The sequence below is a fragment of the Acetobacter fabarum genome (assembly GCF_029069195.1).
GTDB lineage: Bacteria > Pseudomonadota > Alphaproteobacteria > Acetobacterales > Acetobacteraceae > Acetobacter > Acetobacter fabarum_A.
The window spans coordinates 67,502-84,723 of record NZ_JARDYK010000012.1 but is presented as its reverse complement, the minus strand read 5'-3'; the positions used below and the strand labels follow the sequence as shown (position 1 = coordinate 84,723).

Here is a 17,222-nt window from a genome sequence, read left to right as displayed (position 1 = left end):
TTTTATCATTCTTTGTTTGTGAACGTTTTATGACAGAATGCGAAAATCACTCCTGAACCAATCTCTTCAAGGCCTGTTGGCTCAACGGTCCTTCCGCCAGATATGATGGTTATCGGGTTGCATGGTCAGGCAGCGGCGTATCGCCCGAATGCCAGAATGACCGCGATGCTTGATAATGAAGGCGTATCTCACCTTGCATTTAGAGCAAAATACGCAGTGGCTTTTTTTTAGATGCCATGCTCTTTGGCAGACAACTTAACCTTATCAAAAAAACATTCAATAAAATCAAACGGTCCGTGGCGTTGCGACCTGCTATGATAAGCTGGATCAACGTTCACGCGGACGTTCAGTTTGCCTCAAGTATCATCCTTCGTAACTGAGCGTATGCCGTACGCCTGAATTTGATCGTTAACATTCATAAATGTAGCTGACAGCGCCGAGCGCTACGTTGTTCCCCACACCTGCGCCAGACTGTTAAGAATTGTTGTATAAAATATAAAATTGTGTAAAGAAATGCACCAACTCTGCCTTCCGTGGATTTGTTGGGGCAGAGAGTATTACAAGGCATATCAGACTGGCATAAGCGTTGTTTCCTGTCGGGCATGCAATAACTATATTTTGTGTTTTAAGACTGGATTGAGCATATGCGTTTTCTGCGTGCCTTGCGATCTGATTCGCGCCGCCTAACCACCTTGGCAGAAGCGGCGTTGGACAGTGGGCAGCGTAAGACGTTGGAGCGCCAGAATGGTTTTAACGCCTTTCTGGCTCGTGTTGGCGTGGTTTTTGATCCTGCGTTGGATGAAACTGTCTGGTTGCAGAATGTATGTGAAGCCGCAACCCGGACTGCACGCCTTCGGGCTGCATTTGTTGCTCAGCCGGATGATGCAGGGGAATTCCATCTGCTGGTGAGCAGCGGCCCTGTGGAACAGATGCATCAGCCCGCTTTTTCGGTACGTCCCGACAGGTCTGAGTATTATGGCTATCTTGGGCAGGTTTGGCATAGTGGTCAACCGGCTTTTTGCGGCGATGTTCTGCGGGAGGCCGTATTGCAGACCTGGTGGAAGTGTCTGCAGAAAGAAGATGTAAGCTCGTGTGCGGTGATGCCGATATGGCGGGCGGGCAAGGTCTGGGCTGTGTTTGGCGTTTACGATGGGCAGGATGATGCGTTCGATCCCGTCATAAAGACTATCTTGAATGACACAGCTACGGTTTTGTCGCGCGGATTGAAAATCTATGACGAGCTCTGGTCGCGTGCTGCCCAGCTTGACCGTTCACAGGTTGGCATCATGTTGTTGCGCGACGACCGGATCCAACGTGCGAATGCCAGCGCAGCGGCGCTTGTCGGGTGTTCGTCAAGCGATATGCATAATGCTTCCGTGTCTTCCATTCTGGCGGGAAAAAACCCTGACCGGCAAATGGAGCAGGCTCAGCAACAACTGCACAAAACTGGACAGGCCAAACTGTCTGGCGTGCGTCTGTCTTCGTCGGATCGGCAGGATATTGTTGTCGATCTGTCTGCTGTCATGCTGGGAGACCAGTCCGGTCTGGATTCTGTCTGGACTATGGAGAATGTGACGGAGCGCGATGAAGCGCAACGCCTGTATCGCGCGTTGATCAATGCTGCTTCGGCCATGCTGACGGTCGAGGATGAAGCTGAAAAATGCCATGCCGTTTGCAGTGCTCTGGTTGACAATACTTTGTTCAGCACGGTCTGGCTGGCACAACCGGATCTGTCCGGCCACATGCATTTGCGGGCATATGCAGGCTTGGGTGGGAGCGCTATTGCCCGGTTAAAATGGTCAATTGATGAAGAGTCCGGCACTCTCCCGATAACAGTACAGGCATGGTTGAAAAAAAGGCTTGTCTATACCAATGACCCTGAGACCAAGTTGTTTGGAATCAACGGTTACCAGAAAATCGTGGATTACCGGTGGAAGGGCCTTCTGTCTCTTCCCGTGCTACGGGGAGGGCAGGTCTGGTCGGTTCTGACTTTTACCACGCAGCGTGCTGATGGTTTTGATGAACAAAGCATCATCTTGTGTCGGCGGGTGGCCGAATTGCTGGGGCAAAGTCTGGATCGGCTGGATTGTGGACGTAATTTACAAAAATTGCGACACGAGGAGGAGTTGCGGGCGCGCCGCGATGCGTTGACCGCGTTGCCTAATCGACTGGCGTTGGAGGAATACCTGCCCAAAGCGCAGGAACGCGCGAGTGAGCGCGGCACATCTCTGGCAATCGGGTTGATGGATCTGGACGGCTTTAAAGCTGTTAATGATACTTATGGCCATGCCGCAGGGGATAAGGTTCTGACTGAACTGAGCCAGCGGCTGTGGGAGACCCTGCGCGAGAGCGGTTATGTCGCTCGGCTGGGGGGAGATGAGTTTGTCGTTGTTCTGGAAAACCTGGACACGGGCATGGCAAACGAGCAGGTCGCCACTGCATTGGACAATTTGTCCTCGGTTGTAGCGGAACCGTTTGTTATAGCAGATGGTAAGACCGCCAAAGTCGGGCTTACCATGGGGGTGGTGCTGTGCCCGCAGGATGGTGACAAGCCAGACGCGTTGTTGCGGCAGGCTGACCGCGCCATGTACAAAGCCAAGCAAAATCCGGACAAAAGTGATGCCAGCTGGCACTTTGCCGCCGCCCTTGAGGATGCGCTGGATCTGGAAGATGATGCCGCAACGGATTTGTATCCGGTAGCTCCTTATGGAACCAAATCGGCAGAGCTTCTGGGGCGGGCCGTCAAGGCTGTCACAAAAATTCGCGAGAGCGTACGTAACGCTGTCATACCTGCTATCTGGAAAAAAAATGGTGGAACACCGTTTCTGGAGCATCTGACGCAGGACCAGCATGTTCGCCTGATTGAGCGGGAATTACAGCATCTGGAATTTCTGGCTTCTGCCACGACTGTCAGAAAAGACGTTCTGGCCGCAGCGCACACACTGGGTACAATGTATACGCTGTTTGGTGTGGACCCGGTCGTGCTTGTTGCCGAGCAGACCGGTTATCTGCGTCTGCTGCTGGCAGAGATGGAAAACGAGGGCATCAAGGGTGATGACCGCTATCTTGTGCAACAGATTGTGGAAGCCCGCTACCGGGATGATCGCAGGATGCGGCGTCTGGTAAGATTGGGGGTTCATAAAGCCTATATGACTTTTCTGTCCTCTCAGGTGGCCGAGGGGACATGGGGGAAGGCCAGTGTTGAAGCGCTGCTTGCACTGGCAAAATTACCCGGCATTCAGGCAGCTTTTTTAATTCGTTCCAATGCGGAAGGGGAACTGGTCGCGCAGGCCATGGCTGGCCCGTGTGCCACGGTGCTGGATGAGGCTCTTCTACGCGGTGATGCACGGCCGGTTGTCACCAAGTCGCAGTATGGCAACTTTATAGGGGCTCAGGCTTGGCGTACGGGCACTTTGCAAACCTGCCCGTCCATTGCTCTGGATGCTGATATGGCGCCATGGCATACACTGTTGACTGATTTGCGGATCTATTCGGCCATGAGTGTTCCTATCCGGCGTCAGGATGGAACGACGGCGTTGGTTCTGACCTTGTTTGGTGCTTGTCCCAACCAGTTTGAGACGAGCAGGATGCACCAATTTTCTAGCGGTTTGCAGGAAAAATGGGAAAAACTATGGCGTGACAGACAAGGCATGTCCGATGAACGCTCCTCTCTTCTGCTGGAGCGCCTGTTTTCGGGCGGGCTGTGTATGTTCATGCAGCCTGTTGTGGATCTGCGTACCGGACATTTGCGGAAAGTCGAAGCCCTTGCCCGCCTGAAGGATACTGACGGGACGATTGTTTCCCCCGCAATTTTCCTGCCGCTGCTGGGACATGATGATCTGGACCGACTGTTTGAAATCGGGCTGGAGCAGGGGTTGGCATGGTTGAAGTCATGGGATGAGAATGGTCTGTCCACAGAACTTTCCCTCAATTTGCCACCGTCCTGCTTATCCAATGCCAATATTCTGAATATTGTTGGCAATATGCTGAAGCGTTACAATATGCCGCCCGCCCGTCTGACACTGGAAGTGCTGGAAACTCAGGATATTGACTCTGGCAAGCAGGAAGCTGCTCTCCGGGATTTCCGGGCAATGGGTGTGCAGATGGCTATAGACGATCTGGGGGCAGGCCATAGCAATCTCATGCGGCTTTCTGCAATGGCGTTTGATAGCATTAAGGTAGATCGTGGTTTATTACACCATATTCGAGATGTGCCTTTGCAAATCTTCAGTGTCATTCGTTCGTTGCGGGAGATGGGGCGTGATCTGAGTAGCCTGGTTGTGGTCGAAGGCCTGGAAAATGCTGAAGTCATTGAGGCCATGCGCTATCTTGGGTGTCACTATGGACAGGGATTTGGCATAGCCCGCCCGATGCCGCCTGATGATTTTCTGGAGTGGTATCGGGTTAACTCGAAACTTATTCCGGAAGAAAAAGAAAACGAAATTTATTATGATCTTGGAGCGCTGGCTTATATGTGGGTCGCTACACGTGGCAAGCCAGTAGCGGGGCAGTTCCATCTGGAAAATGGGCCGTTTGTGCGCTGGCTGGAAAAACTGGGCCGGGACGATCATGATGCCGCCCGGTGGTATAGGCTTTTATCTACCGGACCTGTGGCAGAAGAGGTGGTGCATACTTTGCGTGAGTGGCTGGTTGATCGAGTTGTAACCCATTAGGTTCGGGTCAGCCGCGTGCAACGTAATCCCGAAGGTATTTTACAGCAGGGAGGTAAATTTCTCCCTGCATAATCCTGATTGTCTTAGCTTCAACCGGCGACAACAACGGATTTTTTATGTGTAAAGACATCGTAGCCACTACGGCCATGATATTCACCCATACCAGATGCCCCGATGCCACCGAAGGCAAGATACGGCGATACGACCTGAAGCATAATACCATTGATGACAGCATCGCCCGAGGGGATTAACTCTGCTATCCGTTTGCCATTTTCAATATTATTGGTGAAGTAGTATGCCGCAAGCGGATTGGGGTGATGTGCATTGACCAGTGTCGGCACATCTTCCAAATTCGTGAAAGTAAGAACAGGCAGCACGGGACCGAAGAGTTCCTGCTCCATCAATGAGTCAGACCAGTCCACTCCATCGACAACGGTTGCCTGCAAGGTCCGCGCTTCTGGATCGGCACCGCCACCATAAACTACAGTGCCTTTTGTGCGCTCGATCAGGGAAAGAAGGCGCTTGACCTGAGCCGTTGTGACTACTTTTCCGGTTGATCCGATATCAGGATAGTCGTGCTGGACTTTTTCGATGACTTTCTTGAGAAACGCATCTTTCACACTTGAATCGACGAGCACATAATCTGGAGCAATACATGTCTGGCCGCTGTTGGTGAAACGTCCCTGAACGACCCGATCTGCGGCCCGCTCGAGATCGGCGTCATTGAAAACAATAAAAGGTGATTTTCCGCCCAACTCAAGCACTACGGGTGTCAAATGCTCTGACGCCGCTTTCATGACGATCTTTCCGACCGCAGGGCTCCCGGTGAAGAAAATCATGTTGAAGGGAAGTTTCAGAAGTGCTTCGTTTTCTTCACGCCCCCCTTGAACAACCGCGACGTATTGGGGATCAAAAGCTTCACTGACAACTTTTTCAATGATTTTTGCCGTATGAGGTACTGCTTCTGATGGTTTGATGATAGCCCGATTACCGGCAGCGATGGCACCGACCAACGGTGAAAGAGCAAGATTAAATGGGTAGTTAAATGGGCCTATTATATAAACTATTCCAAAAGCTTCATGCTGTATGAAGCTCTGTACAGGTGGACGCCCTTTGTAATCCAAAGGAGATGGAAAATTAGGAACAGCTTGTGGCTTTGACCACTCATCAATATTTTCAATATACTGGTTTATTTCTTCCAAAACGACGCCTATTTCCGTCGTGTTCACCAACAGTTCAGATTTTCCTAGATCCTCACTGAGCGCTGTGCAGATTTCTTGGGTATGTTTTTCGATAGCTGCATGTAAAGCATTAAGTGCGCTTTTCCTTGCCTTGATATCAATGATTTTTTGCCCTCGACGGGCTTTGCTCTGAATGTCGAAGACGCTCTGAATCTTATTAAGCGGTGTGTAATCCATGTTTGGATACCTCAGTGAAGCGTTATCGGTGTGATATCATAATGACGCAAAACACCCTTTCGACCTGAAGCCAGAGTTTCATGGCATCGGTAGATGCCCGTAATTAAAGCCCACAATCACTCCGAACATTTGAGTATATAAAAACGAATATGGACACAACCAGAGGCAGATATTCACAAATACGTGTCTGCTTGTGGGTGTCATTTTTGACCAGCAAAAACATGCGTGACGCGGGATCGGAAGACCGGTTTTCCGGTATCTGAGTATGTCATGCTCTGAACCGGCGGTCGAATTCCGTTTTGGCAACATGTCGGTCAGGTTCTTCACGAACAACGTGGTTATTGTGCACCTGAGGCCAATAGGGAGATGGAAAACCTCATCTCTGAGAAGGGTAGAGGAGCCTGGAATTATTTCGATTTTCCTCATCCAACATAAAATAATATGAAAAAATTGTAATATTTAGGCGCTTTGGGGGTTGGCTGACGTCTGCTAGATGCATTGCATATGAGAATTAATCGCATTAACCTCTCTGGTAGGATAGTGATGTGACACTCCATCCCGTAGCATCTTTTCGTGTGACTGGTCTTTTGGCCACGACATTTCTCTCTCTGGGGGGAGCATTGTCTGCACAGGCGGCAGACACGGTATATAATAACAGTGCAACTTCTGATGAAGTGGTGGAAAAAAGAACGGATGACCGTAAAGCGGCAATGCCGAAGACAGAGAAGAACCAGAAAACCATCGTCAATGTTGCATCCACGACAAACGAAAGTATTCTGGTTAAAGCCCGCAGGTGGGACCGTGGAAGTTACACGGCTCCGGAAACAAGTGCTTCAACCGGTTTACCCTTAAGCCTGCGGGAAACACCGCAGACCGTTACGGTCATGACCCGTCAGGTTATGGATGACCAGCAGATCAATACTCTTGATGATGTTCTGAACACCACGCCAGGTGTTACGTCTTACGCTAACGATAATGCAGGCCGTACAACGTATCGCGCACGTGGCTTTGATATTACCAACTACAAGATTGATGGCATGCAGATTGATGCCTCAACCAGTTTTGGTGGTGTTGGTTCATCCATGAACATGGATCTGTACGACAATGTGCAGATTGTTCGGGGTGCTAATGGTCTGCTGGGCGGGACGGGGGATCCATCCGCAACAATTTATATGCAGCGTAAGGCGCCGCAGCGTGAATTTTCAGCTAACGGCCTGTTAAGGCTGGGAAACTGGAATGAGCACCGTGTTATGGCGGATTTAAATGCGCCCCTGAACCATTCGGGCACAATCCGTAGCCGGTATGTCTTTTCGTGGGATGATACGGATACTTTTCGGGTGCGTGAGCACGCTAATCGCGTTGGTGCGCTTGCCAATTTTACAGCTGATATATCTCCGCACGATACTCTTGATTTTGGCTTCCAGTATGAAAGAACCCGAAATGACGGTGCATCCTGGGGGACGAACGTTCCGATCTGGTACGCTGATGGGACAAACACAAATCTCCCTCGCAGTACGAACCCCGCAGCGAACTGGAGCCAGGCTACCCGTGACCAGTATACTGCGTTCATTAATTATGATCACGACTTCTCGGCTGGCTGGCATCTGAAGGCTGGCTATATGCGCACTCAGGGCAGTTCCTATAACAATCTTGGTGTTGCAAAAATCAACAATGCAACACGGAAAACCTATGCCGGGTTCTGGAATCAGGATGGTACGGGGGCCTATCTGAATGCTCTCCATGCCGAGTATGAAGATGCACGAGACAATGCCGATGTTCATGTGTCTGGCCCTGTGCGGTTTCTGGGCCATGAGCATCAGCTTGTGTTCGGTTTTAACGGTTATAATGATGAATTGACGCAATACACGTTCAGCAATGCTTTGGGAAACTGCTCCATCGCCGGGGTCAACCCGTATTCAGGGTGTCAGTATCGTGCGACCGGGCTGCCTATTGCTAACTGGCAGACATGGGACGGGTCTTATCCCAGCTTTGTAACGCATCGCACCCGTGCGCGTGAGGTCGATGTAACGCGTAATTATGGTGCTTATACATCCGGGCGCTTTGTGCTGGCCAAAGGTTTATCGCTTATTCTGGGCGGACGTATGAGCAGTTATCAGGCTTACACGGGCACTTATAGCAAGACGAACCAATATTCGGGCTCTTCGAGCACTGGCCAGCAGAATGCGGTGCTGACGCCGTATGCCGGTATGGTTTACGATTTTACCAGAACCATGTCGATTTATGGAAGTTACACAAACGTCTATACGCCTCAGTCAAACCTGAGAGATGCCAGCAACAAACCTCTTAATCCAGTCATGGGCAAGAGTTATGAAACGGGATTGAAAGGGGCATTCTTCAAACAACGCCTGAATACATCTCTGGCTTTTTATCTCAACCGTCAGAGCAACGTTGCTCAGGCAACGGGTGCTACAAATGTGAGTACGGGGGAGGCCATTTACGATTCAGTCAATGGTGTGAAAACGGAAGGGATCGACTTTGATGCCTCGGGTGAGTTGCTGCCCGGCTGGAATGTCTTTTTTGGGTATAGTTATCTTTACGAAAAAGGCTTGAGCTATCGTCAGGACCCACATCACCTTGTGCGTTTGACAACGAGCTATACATTCCCCGGCAGGTTGCATCATCTTACCATAGGTGGAGGTGTATCCAGCCAGTCCAGCACGGAATGGTCCACTAATCCTGGGCGTCCTCTTGGGGGTGGCAAGTATGATGCCTCCAACCTTCGGGTTAAAGGTTATACACTCATCAATATCATGGCGCGCTACAGGGTTAAAAACTGGCTGGATATTGCAGGGAACATCACAAACCTTACCGACCGCACCTATGTCCGGCAGGCAGGGTTTTATGATGGCATGATTTACGGTACACCCCGTACGTTCAGCTTTACTTTGCGTGGCCATTATTGAACGGCTGACACAGGGGTAGCCAGTCTTGCGGCAACCTCTCCTGTGTCAGCCTTAGCCGGGGTGGTGCATGCGGGTTAGTAAGTGTTTGTTGCGGCCTCACGCTCTACAGCGCATGTTGTGGCATCGGGTGTGCTGGGGTGGGCTTGCAGCTTCTCAAGCTCGCTCCGGACTGCTGCCATCTGTTTTATAAACCAGGGTTGCTCCTGCAATGCAGCAAACATGGTGCTTCCGTTCATGTAACCAGCCTGTACGTCGCTTTTCCAGTGTACGCCGCAAACAATGCGACTTTCACCAAAAACCCTGCCACGCTGCATGATCTGGCTGGCACGGTCGGGTAGGGCGCTGGCCAGAATGGAGGCGGCCATCCATCCCCATGTTGTATGGCCGGAAGGATAGGCAAAGCTGTTTGCCATGTTTACGCGCGCATCAGGGGTGCAGATATCCTGAGTGTTGCCAATAAAAGGCCGTGGCCTGTGCCAGAAGTTTTTTTCTTCCGTTACGCGCTGTTCCAGCGGGTCAGACAGTGTGTTCAGCAGGGCGAGCAGGGCTGGCAACCTGTCGGGGATAAGTGCAAAGCCTGCGGCGCAGGAAAAATCACGCACGATGTGCTGTGGGCTCAGGTCCGCATCATCAAGAGCCAGTTGCCAGCGCGGGCTGCCCTTAAGTTTGCGTGTGTTTTCAAACGCCTGCTTGTCTGCTTCCTGCGCGGGCGAACTGGCGGCGGGCGGCGGGGGCAGCACGATTCGCCCATCCGGGAGGAGGACAGGTTGTGCCCATGCTGTTTGCACCACCCCGTGCATGAGTGAGCAGATGGTTGCGGTGTAGAGGGCAAAAACACGCAGGCGCATGGAGGCGGGCCTTATTGTTGGCATAGACAGAAGAGGCCTCCATACACCAGACTGCGGAGGATGAAGTGTGATGTTTTGATGATAAATGATGGGTTGGGATGGTCCGGGTAGCAGGTGTCTGGGGTTTGATTTTGCGCCTGATCGGCTATGCTTTGGCATAAGCTGATGCGTTGGTGCGTACACCTGCGCCTGCCTGCTGGTTTGGCCTGTAAGGATTTTTCGGATGAAAATCGCTCTGGGACAGTTTGCCGTTGCACCGGAATGGCGTGTCAACCTTGATCAATGCGTGTCGTTGATTGAAAGAGCCGCAGCGGAGGGGGCCGGGCTGCTTATCCTGCCGGAGAGTATTATTGCGGCAGACATGCACGATCCTGGCATTACCGTACGGACTGCGCAAATGCTGGATGGGCCATTTGTCAGCGGGCTGGTTAATGCACTGGCCGGTAAGGCGCTGAGTGTGGTCTGCTGCATTGCTACCCCCGCCACACCCACTCTGACCCATAACTGCCAGATCGTGCTCAATGCTTCGGGGCCGGTGGCCTGCTACCGCAAGCTGCATTTGTATGATGCCTTTAGCATGAAGGAATCAGACGCTTATGTGCCCGGTGAGGAACTTCCCCCCATTGTGCAGGTGGGGGAGATAAGTGTGGGGCTGATGACCTGTTACGATGTGCGTTTCCCCGAGGTTGCGCGTTCCCTTGTGCTGCGTGGCGCGGACTTGCTGAGCGTGCCGGCCGCATGGGTGCGTGGCCCCGGTAAGGAGTGGCACTGGGAGGTTATGGTAACGGCCCGCGCGCTGGAGAACACCTGCTACGTTGCTGCAGTGGGCGAGTGTGGTCCCCGTAACATAGGGTGCAGCATGCTGGTGGACCCCATGGGAGTTGCCGTTGTCCGGGCAGGCAGCGCACCGGATCTGCTTTTTGCCAATGTGGATAAGGAGCGTATTCGCACAACCCGTAAGGTGCTGCCATTATTGGCCAACCGCCGGTTCAAGGACCCGGAACTGAAGACTTCAGAAGATTGAAGGTAACCCCCAATGCCCTGCAGGCTCCCAATGGAAGATACAGACCGGGAAGCAGAGAGCGGCTTTGTGCATATACGTGGCGCGCGTGAACATAACCTCAAAAATGTTAGCCTGAGTATCCCGCGTGACAGCCTGGTTGTGTTTACGGGGCTTTCGGGGTCGGGCAAGTCCTCGCTGGCATTTGGCACATTATATGCCGAGGCACAGCGCCGGTACCTGGAATCCGTCTCGCCCTATGCCCGGCGACTGTTCCAGCAGATGCCCGTTCCCGATGTGGATGGGGTGGACGGGCTTCCTCCAGCCATAGCGCTCCAGCAGCAGCGCGGGGGGAGTTCAGGCCGTTCCTCCGTGGGGAGCATTACAACACTCTCCAATCTGCTGCGTATGCTGTATTCGCGTGCGGGGGATTATCCTCCGGGACTGGCGCGGCTGGAGGCGGAATCCTTTTCCCCCAATACGCCCATGGGCGCATGCAAGCGCTGCCACGGATTGGGCCGTATTCATGATGTTACGGAAGAGAGCATGGTGCCGGAGCCATCACGTTCTCTCCGTGAGCGGGCGGTGGCATCCTGGCCGGGTGCATGGCAGGGGCAGAACCTGCGGGATATTCTGATCACCAGAGGTGTTGATGTTGATATTCCCTGGCGCGATCTGCCAAAAAAAACACGCGAGTGGATACTTTTTACCGACGAGACACCCACCCATCCCGTTTACCCCGGCCTGACACATGCGCAGGTGGTGCAGGCCATGGCGCACGGTGTGGAGCCGGCATATCAGGGCACATTTACGGGTGCGTGGCGCTATGTTCTGCAAACATTCGCCAAGTCGCAAAGTGCCATGATGCGCCGCCGGGTGGAGGCATTCATAACCACAACGCTCTGCCCGTCCTGCCGCGGCCAGCGGCTTAATACCGATGCCCTGCGCGTAACTTTTGGCGGGCACACAATTGCCGCCATGACCGCCTTGCCGCTGGAAACAATAGCCGCAACATTACGCGCGACCATTGGCCCAGAGCCAGCGGCAGACGCAACGGCTATTGCCGCAGAGCGGATTGTGGAGGACATGGCCGCCCGGATCGGTGTGCTAGAAGAACTGGGGCTTGGTTACCTGCAGATGGACCGGGGCGTGCAGACCCTCTCGCCCGGGGAATACCAGCGCCTGCGGCTTGGCACGCAGATTCATTCCAACCTGTTCGGTGTGGTCTATGTTCTGGACGAGCCCTCAGCCGGGTTGCATCCGGCGGACACGCAGGCCCTGCTTGCCGCACTGGAGCGCTTGCGCTGCGCAGGAAATTCGCTGTTTCTGGTCGAGCATAATCTGGATATTATCCGCCATGCGCAATGGGTGGTGGATGTGGGGCCACAGGCGGGCATACAGGGGGGAGAGGTGCTGTATTCCGGTCCCCTTGCCGGGCTGGAAAAAGTTGGGGCATCCCGTACACGGCATTACGTGTTTGCGCACCCGGTCAGAGTGGCTCACACGCCCAGAACCCCACAGGCATGGCTGCGTCTGGACGGCATGACATGGAATAACCTGGACAATCTTTCGGCGTCCTTCCCCCTTGGGGTGCTGGTCGCGGTGACAGGGGTATCAGGTTCGGGTAAATCCTCTCTGCTCAGTCAGGTGCTGACCAGCATTGTCGCCCGCGCGCTGGGGCAGACTCCGGTGGCCGTGGAGGAAGAGGGTGAAGACCCCGTTGTGTCATCTCTTCGCGTGGGGGAACCACAGGGTCGCATTGTTGCGGGGCTGGAGCATATCAAGCGTCTGGTGGTTATTGACCAGAAACCCATAGGGCGCACCCCTCGTTCCAACCTTGCGACCTATACGGGCCTGTTTGACATGATCCGTAAACTGTATGCCAGAACGGAACTGGCACAAAAGCGGGGGTACGATGCGGGGTACTTCTCGTTCAATCTGCCCAAGGGCCGCTGCCCAACCTGTGAAGGGGCGGGGGCGACCATGGTGGAGCTTCTGTTTTTGCCCAGTGTGTATGCTCCATGCCCCACATGCCATGGAACGCGTTACAAGCCGCAGGTGCTTGATGTAACTTACCGTGACCGTTCCATTGCGGATATTCTTGCCATGACGGTCGATGAAGCCAGCCTGTTTCTGGCTGAAGATTCTGGTCCGGCACAGATTTTGGCAACATTGCAACGTGGCGGTCTGGGGCACCTTACTCTAGGACAGCCCGCAACCGAGCTTTCCGGCGGGGAGGCGCAGCGGATCAAGCTGGCAACAGAGCTGCAGAAGCAGCGGCGTGGCCACACGCTTTATGTGCTGGACGAACCAACAACCGGCCTGCACCCGTTTGATGCAGACAGGTTGATGGCACATCTGCATGAACTGGTGGGCAGCGGTAATACCGTTCTGGTTGCCGAGCACGATATGCGGCTTGTCGCCCGGAGCGACTGGGTTATTGATCTGGGGCCGGGAGCTGGCAGCCGGGGTGGACGCATTGTGGCGGAGGGTGTGCCGTATGACGTTGCGCATACGCAAGGCAGCGTGACTGCGCCGTTTTTGGCGCGCTATACCGGGTAGCCGCATTTTGCAGGACATGCGGCATAAACCCGTACACAGATTGTGGTCTTGGCCTGAATGGGCGACTGAGCGGGGCAGACGTAAAGATGCTCGATCTGAGCGGTGAAATGCAGGGGCGGGATCCCCCTTACGGAGATGGTGTCTTGCCTGCGGCAGATTCGTAAGGGGAGTGTTTTTGGGTGGGGATGTTCTTTTTGGTGCTGTACATGGATTGGTCGGCATGGACCATAATGGCGGCCAGATTCTTGCCATCTTCGGGATAGAGTCCCCCGCCAATGCTGCCCGAAAGGGAGAGCTTGAGGGTGTCGATCATCACAGGGCGGCGCAAAACAGCCAGTAGTTTGTTGCTGACTGTCTCCAGCATGGTTCTGTTCTCAATATCGGGGAGTAAAATACCAAATTCATCTCCTCCCAGACGCACGACATAGTCGCTTTTGCGCACACTTTTGCGCAGCCTGCGGGCCAGACTCCGCAATACGTTATCCCCAGTGGCATGGCCATATGTGTCATTGATTGGCTTGAACTGGTCCAGATCAATCATGAGAAAGCCTATGGTCTGGGCCGGGTCATCTTCTATTTCTTCATTCCAGCGTTCCATCAGGCCGCGCCGGTTGCCAACACCGGTCAGTTCATCAGTAAAGGCATCTTTCTGGAGTGCGCGATATTTACGCTTGATGTCAGAAATATCGCGAAAAATGCCAATGGCAATGTCCAGTTTATGGAAGAAGAGCGCATAGTGCTGCACAATGCGTACTCTGCCATCCGCCCCTTTCAGGTCCAGTACCAGTTCTGGCAGTTCGCTGGTTTCCTCGCAGTCGGCCCGGCTCTTGGCCTGCCGGATCTGGGCGTGGAACTGCTCCTGCTGTCTGGGGTCAACGCAACTGGTGTCGATCAGTGCGGACATGGTGGCAATTCTGTCGTCCGCAATATGGCGAAAGGCTGGGTTGCGCAGGATAATCTGGCTGTCGGACAGGCGGACAACGACCGTCCCGATCGGAACTTTCTCGAAAAGTGTTTGCCCCAGAGTCGTCAGGTCAGGAAGGGTAGAAAAATCAATCTGACCAGGCAGGGAGGCGGTGTTCATAGACGAGAGTTATCCTGTGCAGCGGTGCCTGACTGGTCTGGTGCCTCAATAATCGGGGCGTTCAGGTAAAAGTTCAGCCAAAACGGGCGTATGGGGTTAATAAAGCCTGTTCAGGCCGTGACCACAATGCCCGAGCGTCACCTAGCCGTGATTCGGCTCTCAATACAGCACAGGCAATGACATATATCAATCATTCAGTATTATCCACGCCTGACGTGCCGCTGATGTATGTGACACATGCCTGTATCCAGAGCCGGATATAAGGGAATGAGGAAGTCTGCATATGCCTGAAAAAGAATAATAAATATTCGTATTTTTCTATATTTTCAATGAATTGTCTGAAAATGATATTGTATTCGGGGTTGGGTTGATGGTGATATATGCAATGTATTTGTTGCGATGAATAGCAATTATTCACCTGTTTTCAGGTCGGAATTTTTGCGTTCTGTGGGTGGGCGTGGCGGTCATATGGATCATATGGCCGCCATTTTGTTCTACAACAGAAGGGGTCATGTGGTGTGTTGGGGTTAGGGTTGATCCTGCTTTTCAAACGCACCGGAAATGCGCAGGGTTACTGAGTCGCTTACATAAGGGACATAGGTTTTGATACCAAAGTCACTGCGGTTGAAGGTGCTTGTGGCGTCAAACCCGGTTGTATATTTTTTGTCTATCGGGTTAATGCCAGCCCCTACAAAATGTGCATTCAGGGTGATCGGCTTTGTAACGCCGTGCAGGCTCAGGTTGCCATGAATTGTTGCATCGTTCTGGCCGAGCATTTTAATGCTTGTCGAAACAAAGGTCGCCTTCGGGAACTTTGTGGCGTCAAACCATTGCGGGCCTTTGAGTTCATTGGTCAACTGGGTGCTTGTTGTCTGCACGGAAGCAACTGGAATGGTCACGGATAATCTGGAAGATGCCGGGGAATGTGCATTCAGCTCCAGTGTGCCCGATGCGTTGGAAAACGCGCCAAAGTAATTGGTAAATCCAAAATGCAGAACGGAAAATCCGATCTGGGTATGGCCGGGTTCGACCGCATAGCTGCCTGACTGGAGCTGAGATGCCTGGGTAATGGTCTGTGCGAACGCGGTGGGGAGTGTGCCGAATGTGAGAGCGGCAAAAGCCGCTGAAAATAGAAGAGAAGCGCGGTTCATGCTGGGGAATGCTCCAAATGGAAGGTCGGTAAGACGTGCCTTGATGTGAATAGCAGGGGCAAGTGCATTAATAAATAACATGAATATAAGTGCTTTGTTTCTGTTTTTTGATTCGTTTCCCGTGGGTAGGCGGCGCTTGCGCCTGTGTTATAATCCGGTAACGCTCATGCATAAGAAGGGGAGGGCCTTGAATGTTGACCGGAAAGGCCCCGCAGTCCGCGCCTGTCAATGCCTCTGCCGAAGGTGAGCAGATATGGCTGAATGTTATAGGTAAAATGGAAGAAACCTGGGGCCAGCTTATTGGCCAGCAGGTGGAGCTGGAGCGTAAAAATGCCGCGCTGGAAGAAGCGCATGCATTTATGGCCAGCGTGTTTGAATCCATGTCCGATGTGCTGGTTGCTTGCGATACGGCGCTGCGTATCGTGCGCACGAATGCTGCCGCGGAAAAACTGTTCGCGCCAGAGGGGCAAAGCATTGTCGGCGTGCGGCTGGAGGATCTGATTGCCGCCTCGTCCGGGCTGAAAGCGGTGGATGTTGCAACCTGCATGACCCGGCGGCAGGGTCTGGAAGACAGGGAGTTCCAGTTTTCCACCTCTTCGGGAGCATTGCCTTTTGCCGTCAATGGCACGCTGTTATACGACCGGCGGCAACGTCTTTCGGGGATTGTGCTGCTTGGCCGCCCCTTGGGCGAGGTCAGGCGTGCCTATTCCGATCTGGATCAGGCGCACCGTAACCTCAAGGCGGCTCATGTGCAGTTGGTGCAGGCCGAAAAAATGGCGTCCCTTGGGCGGCTGGTCGCCGGGGTAGCGCACGAGTTGAATAACCCGATCTCGTTTGTGTATGGCAATGCCTATACGCTCCAACGCTTCCTGCCCCGGCTGATCGCGTATCTGGAGCATATTCATGCACAGCCCGGCGCATCCCTGTTCGCGCGTGAGCGACAGGCTTTGCGGGTGGATATGGTTGTCTCCGAACTGGGCGGGACGCTGGACGGTATTGTGGAAGGTGCCGAGCGCGTGCGTGATATTGTAGCCGACCTGCGTCGTTTTTCATCAGACAGGCGGAGTGCGGGCGCGGTGTTTGACATGGCTGCCGTCGTACGAACGGGGCTGGAATGGGTGCTGGCCAGCGCGGACCGTATTGTGGAAACCCGTATGGATGTGGAAGGGCCGCTGGAGGTTGAAGGCCATGCAGGGCGCATGCAGCAGGTTGTGATGAATCTGGTGCAGAATGCGCTGGATGCCATGGAAAATGTTCAGCATCCTGTTCTGTGCATTACGGCAAAGCGGGATGGCGTGCGCGTGCATGTTCAGATTGCCGATAACGGGAGTGGCATTTCCCCCAATGTGGCAGAGCATATTTTTGATCCGTTTTTTACGACCAAGCCTGTCGGCAAGGGAACCGGGCTGGGGCTTGCCATCTGCTATGGTACCGTGTCCGACCATGGGGGGCAGTTCACTGTGCGCAACGGGGCGCAGGGAGGTGCGATGGTGGCATTTGACCTGCCAGCCTTTGCCCCGGATGGCGAATGTGCCGTGCTGCCGGAAAAATAAAGGGTAAGC

Annotated in this window: 9 protein-coding genes; 5 read left to right on the top strand and 4 right to left on the bottom strand. The window is 53.5% G+C overall.

Annotated elements, in window-relative coordinates; translation table 11 throughout:
- Positions 1-644 precede the first annotated feature (644 nt).
- Positions 645-4,673 (top strand): EAL domain-containing protein, encoded by a 4,029-nt coding sequence (locus PY793_RS12375; RefSeq protein WP_275178321.1) that lies wholly within the window; start codon positions 645-647, stop codon positions 4,671-4,673.
- 89 nt (positions 4,674-4,762) lie between these two features.
- Here the strand turns inward: PY793_RS12375 and mdlD are convergent, their stop codons facing one another.
- Positions 4,763-6,091 carry an NAD(P)-dependent benzaldehyde dehydrogenase MdlD gene (mdlD, locus tag PY793_RS12370; protein WP_275178320.1) on the bottom strand — a complete coding sequence of 443 codons (1,329 nt, stop codon included), beginning with the start codon at positions 6,089-6,091 and terminating at the stop codon, positions 4,763-4,765.
- A gap of 545 nt (positions 6,092-6,636) precedes the next feature.
- Between mdlD and PY793_RS12365 the strand changes: the two genes are divergently transcribed.
- Positions 6,637-9,015 carry a TonB-dependent siderophore receptor gene (locus tag PY793_RS12365; protein WP_275178319.1) on the top strand — a complete coding sequence of 793 codons (2,379 nt, stop codon included), beginning with the start codon at positions 6,637-6,639 and terminating at the stop codon, positions 9,013-9,015.
- A 74-nt stretch (positions 9,016-9,089) separates the two neighbouring features.
- Here the strand turns inward: PY793_RS12365 and PY793_RS12360 are convergent, their stop codons facing one another.
- Complete coding sequence (locus tag PY793_RS12360; protein WP_275178318.1) at positions 9,090-9,887, bottom strand: acid phosphatase; 798 nt, start codon at positions 9,885-9,887, stop codon at positions 9,090-9,092.
- A gap of 199 nt (positions 9,888-10,086) precedes the next feature.
- Here PY793_RS12360 and PY793_RS12355 point away from each other — a divergent pair, with 199 nt between their 5' ends.
- Both PY793_RS12355 and PY793_RS12350 read left to right on the top strand, forming a co-directional pair.
- Positions 10,087-10,887, top strand: coding sequence for a deaminated glutathione amidase (locus PY793_RS12355; protein ID WP_275178317.1), 801 nt, complete (start codon positions 10,087-10,089; stop codon positions 10,885-10,887).
- A gap of 30 nt (positions 10,888-10,917) precedes the next feature.
- Positions 10,918-13,425 (top strand): excinuclease ABC subunit UvrA, encoded by a 2,508-nt coding sequence (locus tag PY793_RS12350; RefSeq protein ID WP_275178316.1) that lies wholly within the window; start codon positions 10,918-10,920, stop codon positions 13,423-13,425.
- A gap of 127 nt (positions 13,426-13,552) precedes the next feature.
- On the opposite strand, the gene PY793_RS12345 is transcribed toward PY793_RS12350, so the two are convergent.
- Both PY793_RS12345 and PY793_RS12340 read right to left on the bottom strand, forming a co-directional pair.
- Entirely contained in the window at positions 13,553-14,509 is a 957-nt protein-coding gene (locus PY793_RS12345; protein ID WP_275178315.1) for a GGDEF domain-containing protein, read from the bottom strand.
- 527 nt (positions 14,510-15,036) lie between these two features.
- Positions 15,037-15,660, bottom strand: coding sequence for a YceI family protein (locus tag PY793_RS12340; RefSeq protein WP_275178314.1), 624 nt, complete (start codon positions 15,658-15,660; stop codon positions 15,037-15,039).
- A 191-nt stretch (positions 15,661-15,851) separates the two neighbouring features.
- On the opposite strand from PY793_RS12340, the gene PY793_RS12335 reads away from it, so the two are divergent.
- Positions 15,852-17,213, top strand: coding sequence for a sensor histidine kinase (locus PY793_RS12335; protein ID WP_275178313.1), 1,362 nt, complete (start codon positions 15,852-15,854; stop codon positions 17,211-17,213).
- The last annotated feature ends 9 nt before the right edge of the window (positions 17,214-17,222 follow it).

Coding starts and splice junctions, on each gene's coding strand:
- PY793_RS12375 (WP_275178321.1), top strand. CDS start 645: ATGCGTTTTCTGCGTGCCTTGCGATCTGATTCGCGCCGCCTAACCACC.
- mdlD (WP_275178320.1), bottom strand. CDS start 6,091: ATGGATTACACACCGCTTAATAAGATTCAGAGCGTCTTCGACATTCAG.
- PY793_RS12360 (WP_275178318.1), bottom strand. CDS start 9,887: ATGCCAACAATAAGGCCCGCCTCCATGCGCCTGCGTGTTTTTGCCCTC.
- PY793_RS12355 (WP_275178317.1), top strand. CDS start 10,087: ATGAAAATCGCTCTGGGACAGTTTGCCGTTGCACCGGAATGGCGTGTC.
- PY793_RS12350 (WP_275178316.1), top strand. CDS start 10,918: ATGGAAGATACAGACCGGGAAGCAGAGAGCGGCTTTGTGCATATACGT.
- PY793_RS12345 (WP_275178315.1), bottom strand. CDS start 14,509: ATGAACACCGCCTCCCTGCCTGGTCAGATTGATTTTTCTACCCTTCCT.
- PY793_RS12340 (WP_275178314.1), bottom strand. CDS start 15,660: ATGAACCGCGCTTCTCTTCTATTTTCAGCGGCTTTTGCCGCTCTCACA.
- PY793_RS12335 (WP_275178313.1), top strand. CDS start 15,852: ATGTTGACCGGAAAGGCCCCGCAGTCCGCGCCTGTCAATGCCTCTGCC.